This is a genomic window from Streptomyces sp. PU-14G (assembly GCF_041028275.1).
GTDB lineage: Bacteria > Actinomycetota > Actinomycetes > Streptomycetales > Streptomycetaceae > Streptomyces.
Window position 1 is genome coordinate 1 of sequence record NZ_JASKYT010000141.1, and the last position, 18,629, is coordinate 18,629.

15 protein-coding genes are annotated in these 18,629 nt (G+C 73.5%); 12 read left to right on the forward strand and 3 right to left on the reverse strand.

Going from position 1 to position 18,629, the window contains the following annotated elements:
• Positions 1-737: 737 nt before the first annotated feature.
• The 8 genes from AB8Z75_RS17985 (at position 738) to AB8Z75_RS18020 (ending at position 8,916) form a co-directional block, all read left to right on the forward strand.
• Positions 738-1,496 (forward strand): hypothetical protein, encoded by a 759-nt coding sequence (locus tag AB8Z75_RS17985; RefSeq protein WP_369203171.1) that lies wholly within the window; start codon positions 738-740, stop codon positions 1,494-1,496.
• Between the two features lie 165 nt (positions 1,497-1,661).
• Positions 1,662-1,997, forward strand: coding sequence for a YbaB/EbfC family nucleoid-associated protein (locus AB8Z75_RS17990; protein WP_369203173.1), 336 nt, complete (start codon positions 1,662-1,664; stop codon positions 1,995-1,997).
• A gap of 559 nt (positions 1,998-2,556) precedes the next feature.
• A complete protein-coding gene (gene recR / locus AB8Z75_RS17995) occupies positions 2,557-3,156 on the forward strand; it encodes a recombination mediator RecR (protein ID WP_114013963.1) in 600 nt (199 codons plus the stop codon).
• A 48-nt stretch (positions 3,157-3,204) separates the two neighbouring features.
• Entirely contained in the window at positions 3,205-3,873 is a 669-nt protein-coding gene (locus tag AB8Z75_RS18000) for a DUF5063 domain-containing protein (RefSeq protein ID WP_369203175.1), read from the forward strand.
• A 242-nt stretch (positions 3,874-4,115) separates the two neighbouring features.
• The gene (locus tag AB8Z75_RS18005; RefSeq protein ID WP_369203177.1) at positions 4,116-5,396 is read left to right on the forward strand and encodes an aspartate kinase; all 1,281 of its coding nucleotides are present in this window, start codon (positions 4,116-4,118) and stop codon (positions 5,394-5,396) included.
• A gap of 543 nt (positions 5,397-5,939) precedes the next feature.
• Complete coding sequence (locus AB8Z75_RS18010; protein WP_181856251.1) at positions 5,940-6,515, forward strand: SigE family RNA polymerase sigma factor; 576 nt, start codon at positions 5,940-5,942, stop codon at positions 6,513-6,515.
• Positions 6,512-7,900: a hypothetical protein gene (locus tag AB8Z75_RS18015; RefSeq protein ID WP_369203179.1), complete on the forward strand. Its 1,389-nt coding sequence runs from the start codon at positions 6,512-6,514 to the stop codon at positions 7,898-7,900. Before AB8Z75_RS18010 ends, AB8Z75_RS18015 begins: the two co-directional genes overlap by 4 nt.
• Before the next feature lie 116 nt (positions 7,901-8,016).
• Entirely contained in the window at positions 8,017-8,916 is a 900-nt protein-coding gene (locus AB8Z75_RS18020) for an SURF1 family protein (protein ID WP_369203181.1), read from the forward strand.
• Here AB8Z75_RS18020 and AB8Z75_RS18025 read toward each other — a convergent pair.
• On the reverse strand, positions 8,849-10,642 hold the full coding sequence (locus AB8Z75_RS18025) for a prolyl oligopeptidase family serine peptidase (RefSeq protein WP_369203195.1): 1,794 nt from the start codon (positions 10,640-10,642) through the stop codon (positions 8,849-8,851). The genes AB8Z75_RS18020 and AB8Z75_RS18025 overlap by 68 nt on opposite strands.
• Positions 10,643-10,789: 147 nt before the next feature.
• On the opposite strand from AB8Z75_RS18025, the gene cbiE reads away from it, so the two are divergent.
• Both cbiE and cobM read left to right on the forward strand, forming a co-directional pair.
• Positions 10,790-12,181, forward strand: a complete 1,392-nt coding sequence (cbiE, locus tag AB8Z75_RS18030; protein WP_369203183.1) for a precorrin-6y C5,15-methyltransferase (decarboxylating) subunit CbiE — start codon at positions 10,790-10,792, stop codon at positions 12,179-12,181.
• Positions 12,178-12,927, forward strand: coding sequence for a precorrin-4 C(11)-methyltransferase (cobM, locus tag AB8Z75_RS18035; RefSeq protein ID WP_369203185.1), 750 nt, complete (start codon positions 12,178-12,180; stop codon positions 12,925-12,927). Before cbiE ends, cobM begins: the two co-directional genes overlap by 4 nt.
• A 71-nt stretch (positions 12,928-12,998) precedes the next feature.
• Here the strand turns inward: cobM and AB8Z75_RS18040 are convergent, their stop codons facing one another.
• On the reverse strand, positions 12,999-14,120 hold the full coding sequence (locus tag AB8Z75_RS18040; protein WP_369203187.1) for a cobalt-precorrin-5B (C(1))-methyltransferase: 1,122 nt from the start codon (positions 14,118-14,120) through the stop codon (positions 12,999-13,001).
• 176 nt (positions 14,121-14,296) lie between these two features.
• Between AB8Z75_RS18040 and AB8Z75_RS18045 the strand changes: the two genes are divergently transcribed.
• Entirely contained in the window at positions 14,297-15,061 is a 765-nt protein-coding gene (locus AB8Z75_RS18045) for a cobalt-precorrin-6A reductase (RefSeq protein ID WP_369203189.1), read from the forward strand.
• Positions 15,062-15,352: 291 nt separating this feature from the next.
• Positions 15,353-16,870: an MFS transporter gene (locus AB8Z75_RS18050; RefSeq protein ID WP_369203191.1), complete on the forward strand. Its 1,518-nt coding sequence runs from the start codon at positions 15,353-15,355 to the stop codon at positions 16,868-16,870.
• A gap of 95 nt (positions 16,871-16,965) precedes the next feature.
• Here the strand turns inward: AB8Z75_RS18050 and AB8Z75_RS18055 are convergent, their stop codons facing one another.
• Positions 16,966-18,123 carry a SagB/ThcOx family dehydrogenase gene (locus tag AB8Z75_RS18055; RefSeq protein ID WP_369203193.1) on the reverse strand — a complete coding sequence of 386 codons (1,158 nt, stop codon included), beginning with the start codon at positions 18,121-18,123 and terminating at the stop codon, positions 16,966-16,968.
• Positions 18,124-18,629: the final 506 nt, after the last annotated feature.

The window sequence follows — 18,629 nt, forward strand, 5'->3', positions numbered from 1 at the left end:
GCCCCGGGCCACGCTCCCGGACGCCGCGCGGGCTCGCCGGTGCCCGCCCCGGCGTCGGGCGCGGGGCCGTGCCCCCCGTCGGCGGGCGCCGAGGCCTCCGCACCACCCCCCGGAAATCCGGACTCGTCCTCACCGGGGGGGGGGGGGGGGGGGGGGGGGGGGGGGGGGGGGCCCCCGGAACGCCGCCCGCCGCTCCCGGAACGCCGCCCGCCGCTCCCGGAATGCCGGCCCCCGCTCCTGGGATGCCGCCTGCCGCCGCGGGCCCGCATCCCGGGCCCGGCTCCGCGTCCGGTTCCGGTGAGGACGAGTCCGGATTTCCGGGGGGTGGTGCGGAGGCCTCGGCGCCCGCCGACGGGGGGCACGGCCCCGCGCCCGGCCCCGGCGTCGGGGTGGCTGCCGCAGCCGTCGCGCCGCCGTCCACCCCTGCGGCCGAGCCTCCGCGCCGTCCCGGTGCCTGGCCCGGCGGTACGGGGCCTGGAGGGTCGGGTCCCGGCGACGGCGGTGGCGCCGGGGCGGGCACCGGCGAGCCCGCGCGGCGTCCGGGAGCGTGGCCCGGGGCGGCCGTGCCCGGGGGCGGTGTGCCGTCAGCCCCGGCGACGACGAGCGGCGGCCCGGCGGGAACGGCGCCGGCGCAAGGACAGGGACAGGCGCAAGGACAGGGGCAGGCGCAGCCACCGGCGTCGGACCCCGGTCCCGGCGCCCGGCCGGGAGGCGGCCCCGCCAACGGTGGTGGCCCCGTGCACGGAGGCGGCCCCGCCAACGGCGGCGGGGCCGGAAGTGGTGGTGGTCCCGCCGGCGGGGGTGGCGATCCGGCGCAGATCCGGCAGATGTGGCCGCAGATCCTGGAGGCGGTCAAGAATCGGCGCAGGTTCACCTGGATCCTGCTCAGCCAGAACGCGCAGGTCGTCGGCTTCGACGGCAAGACGCTCCAGATCGGCTTCCCGAACGCCGGTGCGCGGGACAGCTTCGCGGGCGGCGGCAGCGACGAGGTGCTGCGGCAGGCGCTCACCGACGCGCTCGGCGTGCAGTGGCAGGTCGAAGCGCTGGTCGACCCCTCGGGGGGCGCTGGTGGCGGCAGTGGCGGTGGTCCCGGGGGCCCTAACGGGCCGGGCTCCGGGTACGGCGCGGGGTCCGGCTCGATCGGGGGAGCGGGCACCCGCGGTGCGATGGCGGCGCCCGCGCAGGCGGGGCCGCCTCAGCAGTGGTCGGCTTCCCCGCCGCCGCAGACGGCACCCGGTGGGGCGGGCCAGTCCGCGGGGCCCGCCTCGGCTCCCGCGCCGCCGACGGCTCCGGTGCCCTCTCCGGCTCCCGAGCCGGAGGCCTCGGGCCCCCCTTCCTCGCCGCCGCCTGCTCCCGCGCCCTCGGCGCGTGTCGGGCTGGAGGACGACATGCCCGCCGAGGACGACCCGGACCTCGACGACTCGGCTCTCTCCGGTCACGATCTGATCGTCCGCGAGCTCGGTGCGACGGTGGTGGAGGAGTTCCAGCACGAGTGACCGGGGCCCGCCGGCTACGGCTCCCTGCTCGGCTGTGGTGGGTCGCGGCGGTCGGTCGAGAGGGTTCCCGGGGCGGTTGTCCGGGGCGGGACACCCTGGTGGAGCGGAGCACGTAGGCTCGGGGACGTTCAGTACGGCGTCTAGTGAGCCAGGAGCGATCCGATCGTGATTCCCGGTGGTGGGCAGCCCGACATGCAGCAGTTGCTGCAGCAGGCGCAGAAGATGCAGCAGGATCTGGCCTCGGCGCAGCAGGAGCTGGCCGAGACGGCCGTGGAGGGTTCGGCGGGCGGTGGCCTGGTCAAGGCGACGGTCAGTGGTTCCGGTGAGCTCCAGGGCCTGGTCATCGACCCGAAGGCCGTGGACCCGGAGGACACGGAGACTCTCGCCGATCTGGTCCTCGCGGCGGTCCGCGACGCGAACGGCGTGGCCGCCGAGTTGCAGCAGCAGAAGCTCGGCCCCCTCGCGCAGGGCATGGGCGGAATGCCGGGTCTTCCGTTCTGACGGCGGCTCCATGCGGCCGGGGCCGGGTGCCCGCGGTGGCGTGCTGCTGCGGGTTTCGGCCCCCGGCCCACGGCTGACGGCCCGCGGCCCGTCGGGCCACGTGTCCGCGGTCGGGCCGTGCGCCCGTCGGGCCACGTGTCTGCGGTTGGGCCACGCGCCCGGGGTCGGGCCACGGTCCGCGGTCGGTCCGCGCGCCAGTCGGGCCACGTGTCCGCGGTTGGGCCACGCGCCCGGGGGCGGGCCACGGTCCGTGGTCGGTCCGCGCGCCAGTCGGGCCACGTGTCCGCGGTTGGGCCACGCGCCCGGRGGCGGGCCACGTGCCCGGGGGCGGGCCACGCGCCCGGGGTCGGGCCATGTGCCCGCCGTCGGTCCGCGCGCCAGTCGGGCCATGTGCCCGCCGTCGGGCCGCGCCCGCGGTCGGGCCGCGTGTTCGCCGGTCCGCGTGCCCGGCGGCGCGGCAGTGGCTAGTAGTGGCCCGTACGGGCCACTAACGTACTCAGAGAACGAGGCCTGCTCGGACGGGAGAAGTCCGGGCAGCGAGTGCAGGCGGGAGCCGTCCGTGTACGAAGGCGTGGTCCAGGATCTGATCGACGAGTTGGGCAGGCTGCCCGGCGTCGGTCCCAAGAGCGCGCAGCGGATCGCTTTCCACATCCTGCAGGCCGAGCCCGCCGACGTGCGACGGCTCGCCGGCGCGTTGACCGAGGTCAAGGAGAAGGTCAGGTTCTGCGCGGTGTGCGGCAACGTCGCGCAGGAGGAGCAGTGCAGGGTCTGTCTCGATCCGCGCCGCGACCCGTCGGTCATCTGCGTGGTCGAGGAGCCCAAGGATGTCGTCGCGATCGAGCGGACCCGCGAGTTCCGTGGCCGGTACCACGTGCTGGGCGGGGCGATCAGCCCCATCGAGGGGGTCGGCCCTGACGATCTGCGGATACGGGAACTGCTGTCCCGCCTCGCGGACGGGACGGTCACCGAGCTGATCCTGGCCACGGACCCGAACCTGGAGGGCGAGGCGACGGCCACCTATCTGGCGCGGATGGTCTCCGCGATGGGTTTGAAGGTGACGCGGCTGGCGAGCGGGCTGCCCGTCGGGGGCGACCTGGAGTACGCGGACGAGGTCACCCTGGGGAGGGCCTTCGAGGGAAGGCGGCTCCTCGACGTGTGAGCTCCGACGTGTGAGCTCCGTAAGTGCGAGCGAGGGAGAGGTTGCCCGATGTCGGATGCGACGCTGAACGCCATCACCCAGGACCCCGACGACTTCGCGGTCCAGATCAGCGACCAGGTCCACAGCTTCATCGTCTCGGTCGCGGAGGTCGCCAAGGGCGACGAGCCGGACAGCGTCGTGCCCTATCTCCTGCTGGGGGTCTCGCAGCTTCTCCTGGCGGGCGGCCGGCTGGGCGCGCACGAGGACATCGTCCCGGACGAGCGGTACGAGCCGGACGTGGGTCCCGAACCGGACGTGGACGAGCTGCGGGAGCGGCTCGCCACGCTGCTGGACCCGGTGGACGTCTACTCCGAGGTCTTCGACCCGTACGTGCCGCGTTCGGCGCCCGTCGCGTGCCGGATCTCCGACGATCTCGCCGACATCATCACCGATCTGCGGCACGGGATGGCGCACTACCGTGCGGGCCGGGTGAGCGAGGCCCTGTGGTGGTGGCAGTTCTCCTACCTCTCGAACTGGGGCCCGACCGCCTCCGCCGCGCTGCGTGCTCTCCAGTCCCTGGTGGCTCACGTACGGCTGGACAAGCCGTTGGACGAGCTCGACGGCCTCGACACCGACAGCACCGCCGCCGACGAGGACGGTGACGGCTCCCTCGAGGCCGAGGCGGGCGAGGTGATGGCAGCCGAGATCGGTGTCCCCCTGGGTCTCAAGAACGCCTGAGGCGGCGGCCGGCTCGCGGAGGAAGCCGCGAAACCGTCCGCTCGGATAGTCCGCTCGGATCGTGAACAGAGTCACGTTTCCGTGTCATCCGTGTCATCCGAGGCGCGGCGGGCAGGGGATTCGGCGGACGGGTGTGGATGCCGTCCGGTCGTTACACTGAGCCGATCAGTGGATCCCTTCCTTCCGGGCAGCGTCGCGCGGAGCGCCGGGGTCCCGGGAAATGATTCGAGGAGCGAGCACACGTGGGCCTTGTCGTGCAGAAGTACGGCGGCTCCTCCGTTGCCGATGCCGAAGGCATCAAGCGCGTTGCCAAGCGGGTCGTCGAAGCCAAGAAGAACGGCAACCAGGTTGTCGTCGTGGTCTCGGCGATGGGTGACACGACGGACGAGCTGATCGACCTCGCCTCAGAGGTGTCTCCGGTCGCCTCCGGGCGCGAGTTCGACATGCTGCTGACCGCCGGAGAGCGGATCTCCATGGCCCTGCTGGCGATGGCGATCAAATCCGCCGGCCACGAGGCGCAGTCGTTCACCGGCAGCCAGGCGGGTCTGATCACCGACTCCGCGCACAACAAGGCGCGGATCATCGATGTCACCCCGGGCCGCATCAAGGACTCGGTGGACGAGGGCAACATCGCCATCGTCGCCGGCTTCCAGGGCGTCTCCCAGGACAGCAAGGACATCACCACGCTGGGCCGCGGTGGTTCGGACACCACCGCTGTGGCGCTGGCGGCGGCCCTGAACGCCGAGGTGTGCGAGATCTACACGGACGTCGACGGTGTCTTCACCGCCGACCCGCGGGTCGTGAAGAAGGCGAAGAAGATCGACCAGATCTCCTTCGAGGACATGCTGGAGCTGGCCTCGTCCGGCTCCAAGGTGCTGCTGCACCGCTGTGTGGAGTACGCGCGCCGCTACAACATCCCGATCCACGTGCGGTCGTCCTTCTCCGGCCTGAAGGGCACGTGGGTCACGACCGAGCAGCCGGACGGGCAAGGGGAAGAGTCGATGGAGCAGGCGATCATCTCGGGTGTGGCACACGACACGTCCGAGGCGAAGGTCACGGTCGTCGGGGTGCCGGACAAGCCGGGTGAGGCCGCGGCGCTCTTCCGGGCCGTCGCGGAGGCCGAGATCAACCTCGACATGGTCGTCCAGAACGTCTCCGCGGCGTCCACCGGGCTGACCGACATCTCCTTCACGCTGCCCAAGAGCGAGGGCAAGAAGGCGATCTCGGCGCTGGAGAAGGCGCAGGGCAAGGTCGGCTACGACTCGCTGCGCTACGACGACCAGATCGCGAAGATCTCCCTCGTCGGTGCGGGCATGAAGACCAATCCGGGTGTGACGGCGACGTTCTTCGAGGCGCTGTCCAACGCCGGGGTGAACATCGAGCTGATCTCCACCTCGGAGATCCGCATCTCGGTGGTGACGCGCGAGGAGTCCGTGGGCGACGCCGTCCGCGCCGTCCACTCCGCCTTCGGGCTGGACAGCGACACGGACGAGGCCGTGGTCTACGGCGGCACGGGACGCTGACCGCTGACGGCTGGCCGCCGACGGCTGACGGCTGACGGCTGACGGCTGACCGCCGACCGCTGACGGCTGACCGCCGGCCGCTGTGGCTGTGGCCTGTCCGGGGGTCTTGCTGGGTAGGGGCTGCCCCTGACTGTGCGTCGCAGGCTGCGAGTGCTCCGTGGCTTGGGGCGCAGTTCCCCGCGCCCCTTCGGGGCGCGCGCCCCCTCTGGCCACGGTGGCACCGGCTGACGGAGAATGACGCTCCCCGCCCCTGCAACCGGCAGGCGGCGGGGAGCGTCTTTGTTCCCTCCGGGCCGCGCCACGGCCGCACTGGGGGCGTGCGGCAGGCGACCGGGAGAAGGGGAGGCGAACGGGGTGTTCCTGAAGACCGAGAGATGTGTGTATGACGGCATGTGGTGTGTTTTCCCGCACAGTGCCTGTCGCGTACAACCCTGACGGGGGGAAACGTGTCAAACAGGCGTGGCAGAGGTACTCGGAATCGCAACGGCCCCTGGTCGACCCGGACCCACACCGCGCGCCGCTGGGCTGCCGGTGGCCGGAGGCATGCCGGTGATCGCGCCCTGGCCTGCCGCGCGACCTGCGCGCCCGCTCGCCCAGCGTGGGGACGCTGACGAGGCAATGGCACCGGGCACCACAGTCGATCACCTGACCGAGACCTACCGCGCCCACTACAAGTCCCTGCTCGGGCTCGCGGCGCTCCTGCTCGACGACACCGCCTCCTGCGAGGACGTCGTCCAGGAGGCGTTCATCCGCGTCCACTCCGCGCGCAAGCGCGTCCGCGACCCCGAGAAGACCCTCGCCTACCTCAGGCAGACGGTCGTGAACCTCTCCCGCTCCGCGCTGCGCCGCCGCATCCTCGGGCTGAAGCTGCTCTCCAAGCCGATGCCCGACATGGCGAGCGCCGAGGAGGGGGCTTACGAACAGCTCGAACGGGATCAGTTGATACAGGCGATGCGCGGCTTGCAGCGGCGCCAGCGTGAGGTGCTGGTGCTGCGGTATTTCGCCGACATGACCGAGGCTCAGGTGGCCGAGGTGCTCGGACTCTCGCTCGGCTCGGTGAAGGCGTACGGTTCGCGCGGTATCGCCGCGCTGCGCACCGCCATGGAGGCGGCGTCATGAGTGAGGGCATGGAGCCCCGCGAGGAGAGAACGCCCGGCGAGGAGACGTCTCCCGGGGAGGGCTCGTCCTCCGGAGGGAAGGCCTCCTCCGGAGGGAAGGCCTCCTCCGGGGAGAAGGCCTCCTCCGGGGAGAAGGCTTCCTCCGGCAAGCAGGTCTTCCCCGGGGAGAAGGCTCCCCCCGGGGAGCAGGCAGTGTCCGAGGACGGCGCGTCCGGGGCCGGTGTGTCGGAGGACGGTGTGTCCGGGGCCGGCGCGTCGGAGGCCGGTGCGTCCGGGGTCGGCGCCTCGGAGGCCGGTGCGTCCGGGGTCGGCGCGTCCGGTGCCGGGAACTTCGCCGAGGGCGGACTGCCGGGTGACGAGGACGCGCTGCGCCGCCTCCTCCAGGACAGCGTCCGCGACCTCGACCCCTCCCCCGAGAGCCTTGAGAGCACCCTCGAGCACCTGCGTCAGGCCGTGCCGGCGCGCCGTGCGCACCGTCGCCAGGCGATGGTGGGCGGGGTGGCGGCGGTGCTGGTCACGGCGGTCGGCGTGCCCGCGCTCTTCTACGGCGGCGTCGTACCTGGCGGTGGTGACGAGGATCATCCGGTCACCGCAGCCAGCACCCACGGCCAGACCCGCGGCCCCGAGGCCGGCTCGGGGTCGCAGGGCGGCACGGGCGGCGAGGAGCACGGCGGCGGCAAGGACCGGGACAAGGACAAGGGCGAGAAGGGCGGCGGCAGCGCCCACCCCTCCCCTTCGGGGCCCGGAAGCAGCGGTCCCGGCCCTGACGAGACGCTGAGTGCCAGCGCACCGGTCTGCGGCAGTGATCAGCTCGGGCGGGGCTCAGCGCAGTCGGGGGCGCCCGACGGCGCGGGCACCATCTACGGCAGCTTCCGCGTGTCCAACGTCTCCAGCGACGCCTGCACGGTGGAGGGCGAGGGTTTCGTCGGCGCGTCCGTGCAGGGCGGCGCGCGGGGCCGGGTGACGGTCGTCGACCACACGAGTGGGGACGCGGCCCCCGGGCTGGGCGATCCGGCTGTCGCGCGCGACGAGGTGGTGCTCAAGCCCGGGCAGGCGTACGTGGTGAAGTTCGCGTTCGTGCCCGGCGGCAACTGCGGGGGCGGCAGTCCCACGCCGCAGGGCGGGCGCTACGAGGGCGAGCCCTCCGGTGGCCCCGACGCGGGACAGGGCGACGGCGGCCAGGGCAACGGTGGCGGTGACGGCGGCGGTGGCGGTACCGGTACGCCTGGCGAGGGCGACGGCGGTGGCGGTGACCCGGGGGAGGGCGGCAGCGACGTCGTCGTCTCCCACACGCCGGAGGGCGGCGCCCCGATAGCCAACACCCGTCTTGCCGACACGTGCGCGGGCGGCACGCTCTACCGCACGGGCGTCATCCCGCAGAGCTGAGGTGCCCCGTTCCTCGACGGCGGTCTTGACCACCGTGCGAAGGCTGCGGTCTTGACCACGGTGCGAAGAGGGGGTGCCCCGCAGAGGGGCGTTCTGCCGGGGCGTACCGTGGTGGGGTGTACCGGTTCCTGCTGACCCCGCGCTGGTGGGGGATCAACATCTTCGCCGTGCTGGCGATTCCGGTGTGCCTGTTCATGGGCAGCTGGCAGTTGAGCCGGTTCGACGACCGGGTGGACCGTCACCACGAGCAGCAGGAGCAGTCGCAGAGCGCCGCGCACGCCAAAGCGCGCCCGCTCGCGTCCCTGCTGCCGGTGACGGAGGACACCGTCGGCCGCACCGCGAAGGTGACGGGGCGGTTCGACGCGGCGCATCCGCTGCTCGTCCCGGACCGCGACGTCAAGGGCGAGCGGGGCTTCTACGTGCTCTCCCTGCTGCGTACCGACGACACGAAGGACGGCAAGGCGCTTCCCGTGGTGCGGGGCTGGCTTCCGGGAAGCCCCGATCCCGCGCGGGTGCCGGCGCCGCCGCAGGGCGAGGTGACCGTCCGGGGTGTGCTCCAGGCGTCCGAGTCGCAGAACGACGCGGGTGACCAGGCCACCGGGGCGCTGCCGAAGAACCAGCTCGGTTTCATCAACGCCTCCGCGCTCGTCAACATCGTGCCGTACGGCGTGGAGGGGGCCTGGATCACCGAGCAGCGGACGCGGGAGCCGCTGAAGCCGGTGCCGCCGGCCGCGCCCGAGGGCACAGGTCTCGACATGAAGGCGTTCCAGAACCTGGGCTACACGGCGCAGTGGTTCGTCTTCGCCGGGTTCGTGGTCTTCATGTGGTTCCGCTTCTTCCGGCGCGAGGCGGAGATGGCCAAGGACGCGGCCCTCGGTCTCCTCCCGGAGGGGGAGTTCCCCCAGGAGGAGACCGGCCCGGAGAACGGAACCGACGGGGATGACGGGGTCACGCAGGCTCGGGACTCGGCGTCAGGGCCGGAAGGTGCCGGGTCGCGAAGTCGATCTCCAGCCTGACCTGTTTGATCCGCTCCTCGACGACGAGCGAGCCGTGGCCCGCGTCGTAGCGGTACACCTCGTGCGGGTGGCCGCGCTCCTCCAGCCGGCCCACGTAGTTCTCGACCTGCCGGATGGGGCAGCGGGGATCGTTGAGACCCGCGGAGATGTAGACGGGCGCGCGGACCTTCTCGACGTACGTCAGGGGTGAGGACGCCTCGAACCGCTCGGGTACCTCCTCGGGGGTGCCGCCGAGCAGCGTGCGGTCCATCGACTTCAGCGCCTCCATCTCGTCGTGGTAGGCGGTGACGTAGTCGGCGACGGGGACGGCGGCCAGCCCGAGCGCCCACACCTCCGGCTGGATGCCGAGCCCCAGCAGGGTGAGGTAGCCGCCCCAGGAGCCGCCGGCCAGCACGAGCCTGTCGGGGTCCGCGAGACCGGAGTCGACGGCCCAGGCCCGTACCGCGTCGACGTCCTCCAGCTCGATCAGGCCGACCCGGTGCTTGAGCGCGTCGGTCCAGGCACGGCCGTAGCCGGTCGAGCCGCGGTAGTTGACGCGGACGACGGCGAAGCCGTGGTCGACCCAGGCGGCGGGCTGGCTGGCGAAGGAGTCGGTGTCGTGGTGGGTGGGCCCGCCGTGCACCTCGAAGACGGTGGGGAAGGGGCCCTGTCCTGCCGGCTTCTGGACGAGGGCGTGGATGGTCCCGCCGGGGCCCTCCACCCAGGCGTCCTCGACGGGGACGGACTCCGGCGCCTTCGTCCCGGGCGGGTCGAGCACCCTCGCACCGGTGGTGGAGCGGACCTGCGGCGGCTGGGCGGCCGACGACCACAGGAACTCCACGGTGCCGTCGGGCCGCGCGGTCGCGCCCAGCACGGAGCCCGCGGGGGTGTCGATGCGGGTGCGCTCGCCGCCTGCCAGGTCGTACCTGAACAGCTCGTCGCGGGCCTGGTGGCTGTGCGCGACCAGCAGGGCCGAGGCGTCCGGATACCACTCGGCGGAGATGTCGCCCGGCAGGTCGATGGCGAGCTCGCGCGTGGTGCCGGTCAGCGGGTCCCAGATCATCGGCTCCCACCGGCCGTGCCGCTGGTGGCCGATCAGGAGCCGGGAGTCGCCGTCCACGGGGGCGAACCCGAGCACGGTGAGTCCGAGTTCCTTGGTGCCGCCCTCGCTGTCGTCGAGTTCGGCGACGGTCGAGCCGTCGGGGCGCACGACGCGCAGCGCCGAGTGCATGGCGTCGCCGTGTTCGGTGTGCTCGATCACCAGCAGGGTGCCGTCGTGCGAGAGGTCGCCGACACCGGCGGACTCGCTGTGCCGGTAGATCTCCACGGGGGCGGGGGAGCCGGGGCGCCAAAGGTGGATCGTGGAGCCGTCCTCGTCGGTGGAGCGGCCGACGACGACGGTGCCGTCCCTGCCGAGGGCGAGGCCCGCCGGGTAGGAGGGGTCGAGTCCCTCGACGGCGCGGGTGTCGGGGCCGCCCTCGAAGGGCTGCCGCATCCAGACGCCGAACTCGTCGCCGTCGGTGTCGGAGAACCACCAGATCCACTCGCCGTCCGGCGTCAGAGTGCCGTCGGTCGTCCCGTTGGGGCGGTCGGTGACCTGCCGCTGTTCGCCGGTGGTCCGGTCCCAGGCGTACAGCTCGAACGTTCCTGTCGCGTTCGAGATGAACAGCGACCGTTCCGGTGCGTCCTCAGCCCACTCGGGCAGCGAGACGCGCGGCGCCCGGAACCGCTTCTCCCAGTCGGGCATGGCCTGGTCAGGCGTGTCCTGGGCGGACTGGTCGGGCGATGCGTTTCGATCCATGCGCTCCATTGTGGACCGGGCCCTGTGGCGGCGGTGCCGGGAGCGGACAGTAGGGTGCCAGCCATCCCCTGTTCGAAAGCCCGAGGTGCCGTCGTGACGTCCCCCACCGCCCGCCGCGACGTCGCCGATCCTTCCGCCGTGACGGTCGTCGGGATCGGCGCCGACGGGTGGGCCGGGCTCCCCGAGCCGTCCCGCGAGACGCTGCACCGGGCCGAGGTGCTGATCGGCGGCGCCCGTCAGCTGGCGCTGCTGCCCGCCGCGTGCGCGGGGGAGCGGGTGGTGTGGCCGTCGCCGCTGCGCACCGGGGTGCCCGGGCTGCTGGCCGCGCACTCCGGGCGCCGCGTCGCGGTGCTGGCGAGCGGCGACCCGTCCTTCTACGGCATCGCGCGCACCCTGCGCGAGGTCCTCGGCACGGTGCCCCGCGTGCTGCCGCACCCCTCCTCCGTGGCGTTCGCGTGCGCCCGGCTGGGCTGGGCCCAGGAGGAGTGCGAGGTCGTCAGCGCGGTGGGCCGCCCGTTGGCACGCCTGTCGGCCGTACTGCACCACGGGCGGCGCCTGCTGGTGCTCAGCGCGGGGGCGCACACTCCGGGCGAGGTCGCCGCGCTGCTGCGGGAACGCGGGTTCGGCGCCAGCTCGATGCGGGTGCTGGAGCAGCTCGGCGGGGACGGTGAACGCGTGGTCGGGGGGACGGCGCGGAACTGGTCGTCTCCGCCCGGCGACCCCCTCAACATCGTCGCGGTCGAGTGCGCCCGCGACCCCGGCGACACCGCTTCGGGCGCGCCCCGGCTCGGGGTCGTACCCGGGCTGCCGGACGAGGCGTACGAGCACGACGGGCAGCTCACCAAGCGCCATGTGCGGGCGGCGACACTCGCCGCGCTGGCGCCCGCGCCCGGCGAACTCCTGTGGGACGTGGGCGGCGGCGCGGGCTCGATCGCGGTGGAGTGGATGCGGGCCCATCCGGCGTGCCGCGCGGTCACCGTCGAGCGGAACGGCGCGCGCGCGGAGCGCATAGCCCGCAACGCCGACCGGCTCGGCGTGCCCGGGCTGCGGGTCGTCACCGGCGCCGCACCCGCCGCGCTGGCCGCACTGCCCGCCCCCGACGCGGTGTTCATCGGCGGCGGCCTGACCGCACCGGGACTGCTCGACGCCTGCTGGCGCGCGCTGCCGCCTGGCGGGCGGCTGGTCGCCAACACCGTCACCCTCGAATCGGAGGCGCTGCTGGTGGACTGGTACCGCAGGTACGGCGGCGAGCTGGTGCGGCTGGGCGTCTCCCACGGGGTGCCGGTGGGCGGCTTCACCGGGTGGCGGCAGGCGATGCCGGTGACGCAGTGGGCGGTGTGCAAGCCGTCCGGCGCCGAGGGCGCCGGCGCCGCGCCTGTTGTTGCGAGTGCGGATGCGTCGGGCGCCGTGCCCGTCGTTGCGAGTGCCGATGTGTCGTCCGCCGCGGTGGACGACAGCTCCGATGTGGTGGGAGACGAGAGATGACCGTGTACTTCATCGGCGCGGGCCCCGGTGCCGCCGACCTGATCACGGTGCGCGGCGCCCGCACGCTCGCCGCCTGCCGGGTGTGCCTGTACGCGGGCAGCCTGGTACCCCGCGAACTGCTCGCCGAGTGCCCGCCGGACGCACGCCTGGTCGACACCGCCGAGCTCGACCTGGACGCCATCACCGACGCGCTGGTCGCGGCGCACGCCGACGGGCACGACGTGGCGCGGCTGCACTCGGGCGACCCGTCCGTCTTCAGCGCCGTCGCCGAACAGATGCGCCGGCTGGACGCGGCCGGGGTGGACTACCAGGTCGTGCCCGGCGTGCCCGCGTTCGCGGCGGCGGCAGCCGCGCTCAACCGGGAGCTGACCGTGCCGACCGTCGGGCAGACGGTGGTGCTCACCCGGGTCGCGCGGCAGGCCACGCCCATGCCGGACGGCGAGGACCTGGCCACACTCGGCCGCAGCGGCGCGCTGCTCGTGCTGCACCTGGCGGTGCGGTACGTCGACGAGGTCGTCGCCGAACTCCTGCCGCACTACGGCTCCGACTGCCCGGCGGCCGTGGTCGCCTTCGCCAGCCGCCCCGACGAACTGGTCCTGCGCGGCACGCTGGCGGACATCGCGGACCAGGCGAGGGCGGCGGGAGTCAGCAGGACGGCCGTCATCCTCGTGGGCCGTACGCTCGCCGCCGAGCACTTCCGCGACAGCCACCTGTACTCGGCGGAGCGGGACCGGCACGTGTGCTGACCGACCGGGCGGCCACGGCGAACCCCGGAGTCCGCGCCCGCGCGCGTGCCCGGGAGGACGCCACCGCGGGGTCAGCGGACGGTGCTGCGTCCCACCACGGCCCCCGCGCGGTCGATGCAGACGACGTCCACCCGTACCGGGGCGCCGCGCAGCACCGCGAGCGCTTCGTCGCGGGCGGCCTGCGCCACCAGGTCGCCGAGGGGGACCCCGGCGGCCTCGCACGCACGCAGCGCCGCGAGTCCCGTGTTCGCCTCCGCGACGTCGAGCGCGAGTGCCTCGTCCGCCCCGCCCCGGCGGGCCAGCCGGGCGAGGAAGCCCTTGTCCACCTGGGAGCGTTGGGAGTGCAGGTCCAGGTGCCCGGCGGCCAGCTTGGACAGCTTGGCGAAGCCGCCGCAGACCGTGAGCCGGTCCACCGGGTGGCGGCGCACGTACTTGAGGACGGCGCCGGCGAAGTCGCCCATGTCCAGCAACGCGTCCTCGGGCAGCCCGTACTCGGCGACCACCGTGCGCTCCGACGTCGACCCCGTGCATCCCGCCACGTGGGTGCGGCCCGCGGCCCGCGCCACGTCCACCCCGCGCCGGATCGAGTCGATCCACGCCGAGCACGAGTACGGCACCACGATGCCCGTGGTCCCCAGGATGGACAGCCCGCCGAGGATGCCCAGGCGCGGGTTCCAGGTGGAGCGGGCGATCTCCTCGCCGCCGTCGACCGCGAGGGTGATCTCCACGTCGCCGCTGCCGCCGTGTTCCGCCGCCACGCGGGCCGCGTGCTCGCGCATCAGCTGCCGCGGCACGGGGTTGACGGCGGGCTCGCCCACCTCCAGGGGGAGCCCCGGACGGGTGACGGTGCCCACCCCCGGCCCTGCCCGGAAGACGACACCCGCCCCGGCGGGCAGCGCGCGGACGGTCGCACGGACGACGGCGCCGTGGGTGACGTCCGGATCGTCGCCCGCGTCCTTGACGACGGCCGCCGTCGCCCACTGCCCTGCGGGGTCCAACTCTTCGTAGGCGAGGGCGAACGCCGGGCGCTCGCCCTTGGGGAGGACGATCGGCACCGGGTCGGGGAAGTCGCCGGTGAGCAGGGCGGTGCAGGCGGCCGTCGTCGCCGCCGTCGCGCAGGCACCGGTCGTCCAGCCGGGCCGCAGCCCGGTCCGTTGCAGCTGGGCGCCGCGCCCGCCCTTCGCCTCGCCCATGTCTCCTCGCCACTCACCGAAGTCGTCGTTCACTCAGGCCCCCGCCACAGCATGTGTCACCCGCGCGGTGCGTTCTCCGCGTGGTGCGTTTTCCGCGCGGCGTGCTCTCCGCACAGCGTGCTCTCCGCGTGGTGCGTGGGCGGCACACCCGTCACTCACAGAAGGAGCCGTCCCCCGTGCACGTACTGATTCTGGGCGGTACGACCGAGGGCCGACGGCTGGCGGAACTGTTGCACACCGCGCAGCCCGAAGTCCGGGTCACCAGCTCCCTGGCGGGCCGGGTGGCAGGGCCCCGGCTGCCGGGCGGCGGCGAGGTGCGCATCGGCGGCTTCGGTGGGGTCGAGGGGCTGACGGCGTGGCTGCGTACACACCGTGTGAACCTCCTCATCGACGCCACCCACCCCTTCGCCGGGACGATCAGTTTCCACGCGGCCGAGGCCGCGGTCGCAGCCCATGTTCCCCTGCTCGCCCTCCGCCGCCCCGGCTGGGCCCCCACCGAGGGCGACGACTGGCACGAGGTCGCCTCGCTGGAGGCCGCCGCCGCCGCGCTGCCCCGCCTGGGGCGGCGCGTCTTCCTGACGACCGGACGGCTGGGCCTGAGCGCCTTCGCCGGGCCCGGTACCGAGGATCTGTGGTTCCTGGTCCGCTCCGTGGACCCGCCGGAGCCGGGGACGGCCCTTCCGGCGCGGACACACCTGCTCCTGGAGCGCGGTCCCTTCACGCTGGAGGGTGAACGCGAGGTGCTCCGCAGCCACCGCGTCGACGTCCTGGTGACGAAGGACAGCGGTGGCGCCGCGACGGCGCCGAAACTGGCGGCGGCACGGGAGAGGGGCATCCCTGTCGTGGTGGTCCGCCGGCCGCCGGTGCCGGCAGGCGTACGGGTGGTGACCAGCCCGGAACAGGCGCTGGAGGCGGTGGGCGGTGGCGCGTCGCGGTCGTGACGCCCTCGCTGTCGTGACGCGTCCCGGTCGTGACGCCTCGCGGTCGTGACGCGTCGGGCCGTGACAAGTCCAAGTCCGGCCGTGACAAGCCCGGCTGCGACGAGCGGTCCTGTGCCGCTACGATCCCCGTATGGGTATCGCTCTCACGAAGTAGTTCCAGGTGTGCCGTTCCACGGCGGCGGCCGTACCGGTGGTGACCGGTGGGGCCGAGTCGTCGTACCGCGGCACGGAAGCGTCCTGACGGCCACGTGACCGTGGCCGTGACGTCCCCTTGCCTGGAGTACCCACTTCGTGAACACCTTTCCCGAAGCACACGCGGCCCCGCCCGCCCCTGACCGGCGGATGCCGGCGCTCGCGTTGCTCTCTCTCCTGCAGTTCCTCATCGCCATCGACGTGACCGTCGTCAACGTGGCACTCCCCTCGATCGGGGCGCAGTTCGACGCGCCGACGTCCTCGCTCTCGTGGGTCGTCACCGGATACACCCTCGTGGGCGGCGGACTGCTGCTGCTCGGCGGCCGGGTCACCGATCTCCTGGGGCGCCGCAGGATGTTCCTGCTCGGTGCCGCGCTGTTCGCCCTCGCCTCGCTGGCGGCGGGGCTGGCACCGAACCTGCCCACGCTCGTCGGTGCACGTTTCGCCCAGGGCGCCGGTGAGGCGCTGGCATCACCCGCGGCGATGTCGTTGATCGCGCTGCTGTTCCCGGGGCCCGCCGAACGGGCCAAGGCGCTGGGCGTGTGGGGCGCCATCTCTTCGAGCGGGCTCGTCGTCGGCGTCCTGCTGTCCGGTGTGGTGACCCAACTCCTGCACTGGCGGTGGATTTTCGGCATCAACGTGCCGCTCACGGCGGCAGTGCTGCTGCTCGCGCCCAAACTGGTGCCCGCGGACGAGCCGCGCCCCCGCACGGGACGCCTGGACCTGCCCGGCGCCGCCCTGCTGACCGCGGGGCCGCTGAGCCTCGTGTACGGCGTACTGGAGTCGGCGCCGGTGGCGATCGCCGCCGGGGTGCTGCTGCTCGTCGCGTTCGTCCTCGTCGAAGCACGGACGCCGAGCCCGCTGGTGCCGCTGTCCTTCTTCGCGCACCGCACACGGGCCGTGGCCAACGGTGCGACCGTGCTGTTGAGCGCCGCGCTGTCCACGGCGTTCTTCCTCCTCACCCTCTACCTGCAAGATGTCGTCGGGCTGAGCCCCCTGCAGGCGGGGCTGGCCTTCCTGCCGTTCTGCGCCGTCGTGCTGGCGGCCGTTTCGCTGGCGTCCCGGCTGATCGCCGCAGTCGGCGTACGGAGCACCGCGCTGGTGGGTCTGGCCTGCACGGCGGCCGGTCTGGGCTGGCTGGCCCGGGTCCCCGACCACGGCGGCTACCTCGTCGACGTGCTGCCCGGCATGGTCGGCGTCGCCGCCGGCATGGGCATCGGGCTGCTGGGCCTGCAGAACGCCGCGCTGCACGGGGTCACCGAGGACGACGCCGGTACGGCAGCAGGCGTGCAGCGCTCGGTCGACCAACTCGGCGGCTCTCTCGGCCTGGCCGTGCTGGTCGGTGTCGCCGTGGGCGGCGCGGGCGTCGACGGGTTCCGGCACGCCTTCCTCTACGCGCTGATCGGGGTGGCCGTGGCGGCAGCGGGGCTGCTCATCGCCGGGCGCGACGGAACGCGGGACGCCGCCGCGGGCGGCGAGCAGACCGCGGACGTGGTGCGTGAGGCGCCGCAGGGCGTGACGGGGGACGTGGCGCATGAGGCACCGCAGGGCGTGACGGGGGACGTGGCGCGGGATGGTGTGTCGCGGGGGAGGGCGGAGGAGGTGCCGGAAGCGTAGCGAGCGCGCGGGGAGCGGGCGTGCGGCCGGTGCGTGTGACCTCGCGTCACCGCAACGCACCGCGCCTCCGCTCGCTCCCCGGTGGTTGTGGCGGCTCAGTCGCCGGTGTCCAGGATGCGGGTGGCGGCGAAGGTCTGTGTCGTGGCGACCGGCGGAGCCTGCCGCTGGTCGGGGCGGGGGTGGCCTGCCGCGAGGACGTACAGCGGCGTGTGCCCGGTGTTGTCCAGGGTGCACGCCTCCGCCAGCGGGGTGTCACGGAACGCACCTGTCTGGGCGGGCCCGAGGCCGAGCGCCGTGGCGGTCAGGGCGAACGTCTGCCCGAGGTGCCCGGCGTCGAGGAGGCAGACCCGGTAGCAGCGCGGCGTGGGGTACTTGACGCCCATCCGCTTCAGCCGGGCGGCCAGGACGACGAGGAAGGCGGCGTCACCGGCCCAGTCCTGGCCCGCACACAGGTGAGCGGCCTCCTCGCGGGACAGGCCCTCGGTGAGCAGTTCGAGGGAGTGCTGGAGACCGTTGTAGTGGTACCAGCCCGGCGTGAGGCCGGTGACGTCGAGGACACCGAGATAGGTGTCGAGCTCCTGCCGGGCGCCGCCCTGCGGGCTGGTCCGCCGGTAGAGCGCGCCCCGTCCGCAGTCGATGAAGTCGACCGGCCCGAACGCGGTCGCCAACAGGGGGCCGAGCGTGTCCAGGGAGACGGGTGCGGGGCTGAAGTCCCGGTGCGTGCGCCGCTCGTGCAGCACCTGCGCGTAGGGAGCGAGCAGGTCAGGCTGGAGAGGGCGGCGGGGCAGCAGGACGCGCGGCGCGTGCGGATATCCGGTGAACAGGGCCGGATCGGGTTCCGCCTCCTCCAGACGCTGGGGCTGGGGCTGTGCCGTGGACGTGCCGTGCAGGTCGTCGGTCTCCGCCGGGAAGTCGTCGTACACGTCCTGGGTGGCGTAGTGGAAGAACGGGGCTTCGGGCGCCCACGCGCCCCAGTTCCGCTCCGTCTCCTCGTCCAGTTCGGCTCGCGCGCTGTCCTCCGCCACCAGGGCACCCGCCTCGGTGAGAGCCGAAACGGCTTCCTCGACGCTCTCGGGGGCCAAGTGCGCCAGGTCCTTGCCGGCGTCGCCCGGCGAGGTCCACCCCTCGAACGCGGACAGGATCTCGGTGGCCGCCGGGTGCAGCGCGGTGGGGGTGCCGTGCGGATAGGGGTGGAGGACGAAGCGGCCGTCATGCCAGTAGCAGGTGAGGCAGCGAGAACGACGAAAACGCATGAGGGCACTCCAGAAGGAGAGGACCACGAGGTCCGGGCGGGACGAATGCGGCGTCTGTCGGCATCACGGGGTGCGGCGCTGAGGGGGAGAGGCGTGGTACAGGGGCGCAGGGCCGGGCCCTGGAGGTTGCCCGGCCCTGCACCGCCGGCTCACCGGGCGTAATACCACCACCAGGTGAAGGGGCACTTGGCATCCCGGGCGCGGTCGGCCCGGACCACCGCCTCGGCGTTCATGGAGATCTTCCGCATTGCGCGTCACCTCCCTTCCTTCTCTCTTGTCCGCTTTGTTCTCCGAGAAGGGTGTCTCGAAAAGGCCGACCGGCCGAAATCAGTCGAACCAGTGGGACGGACGTGAGAGCGCGGAACCGGCGCGTGCGAGGTGCTCAGGGGCGGGTTCGTACGCCGGGCACACGCTCGCCGGTGCGGCACCGGCGGACACGCGCCCGCGTACGGRCCGGGAGGGGCGTCGGAAAAGCGCCGGGGAGGAGGAGCGACACGGGGGTGGAG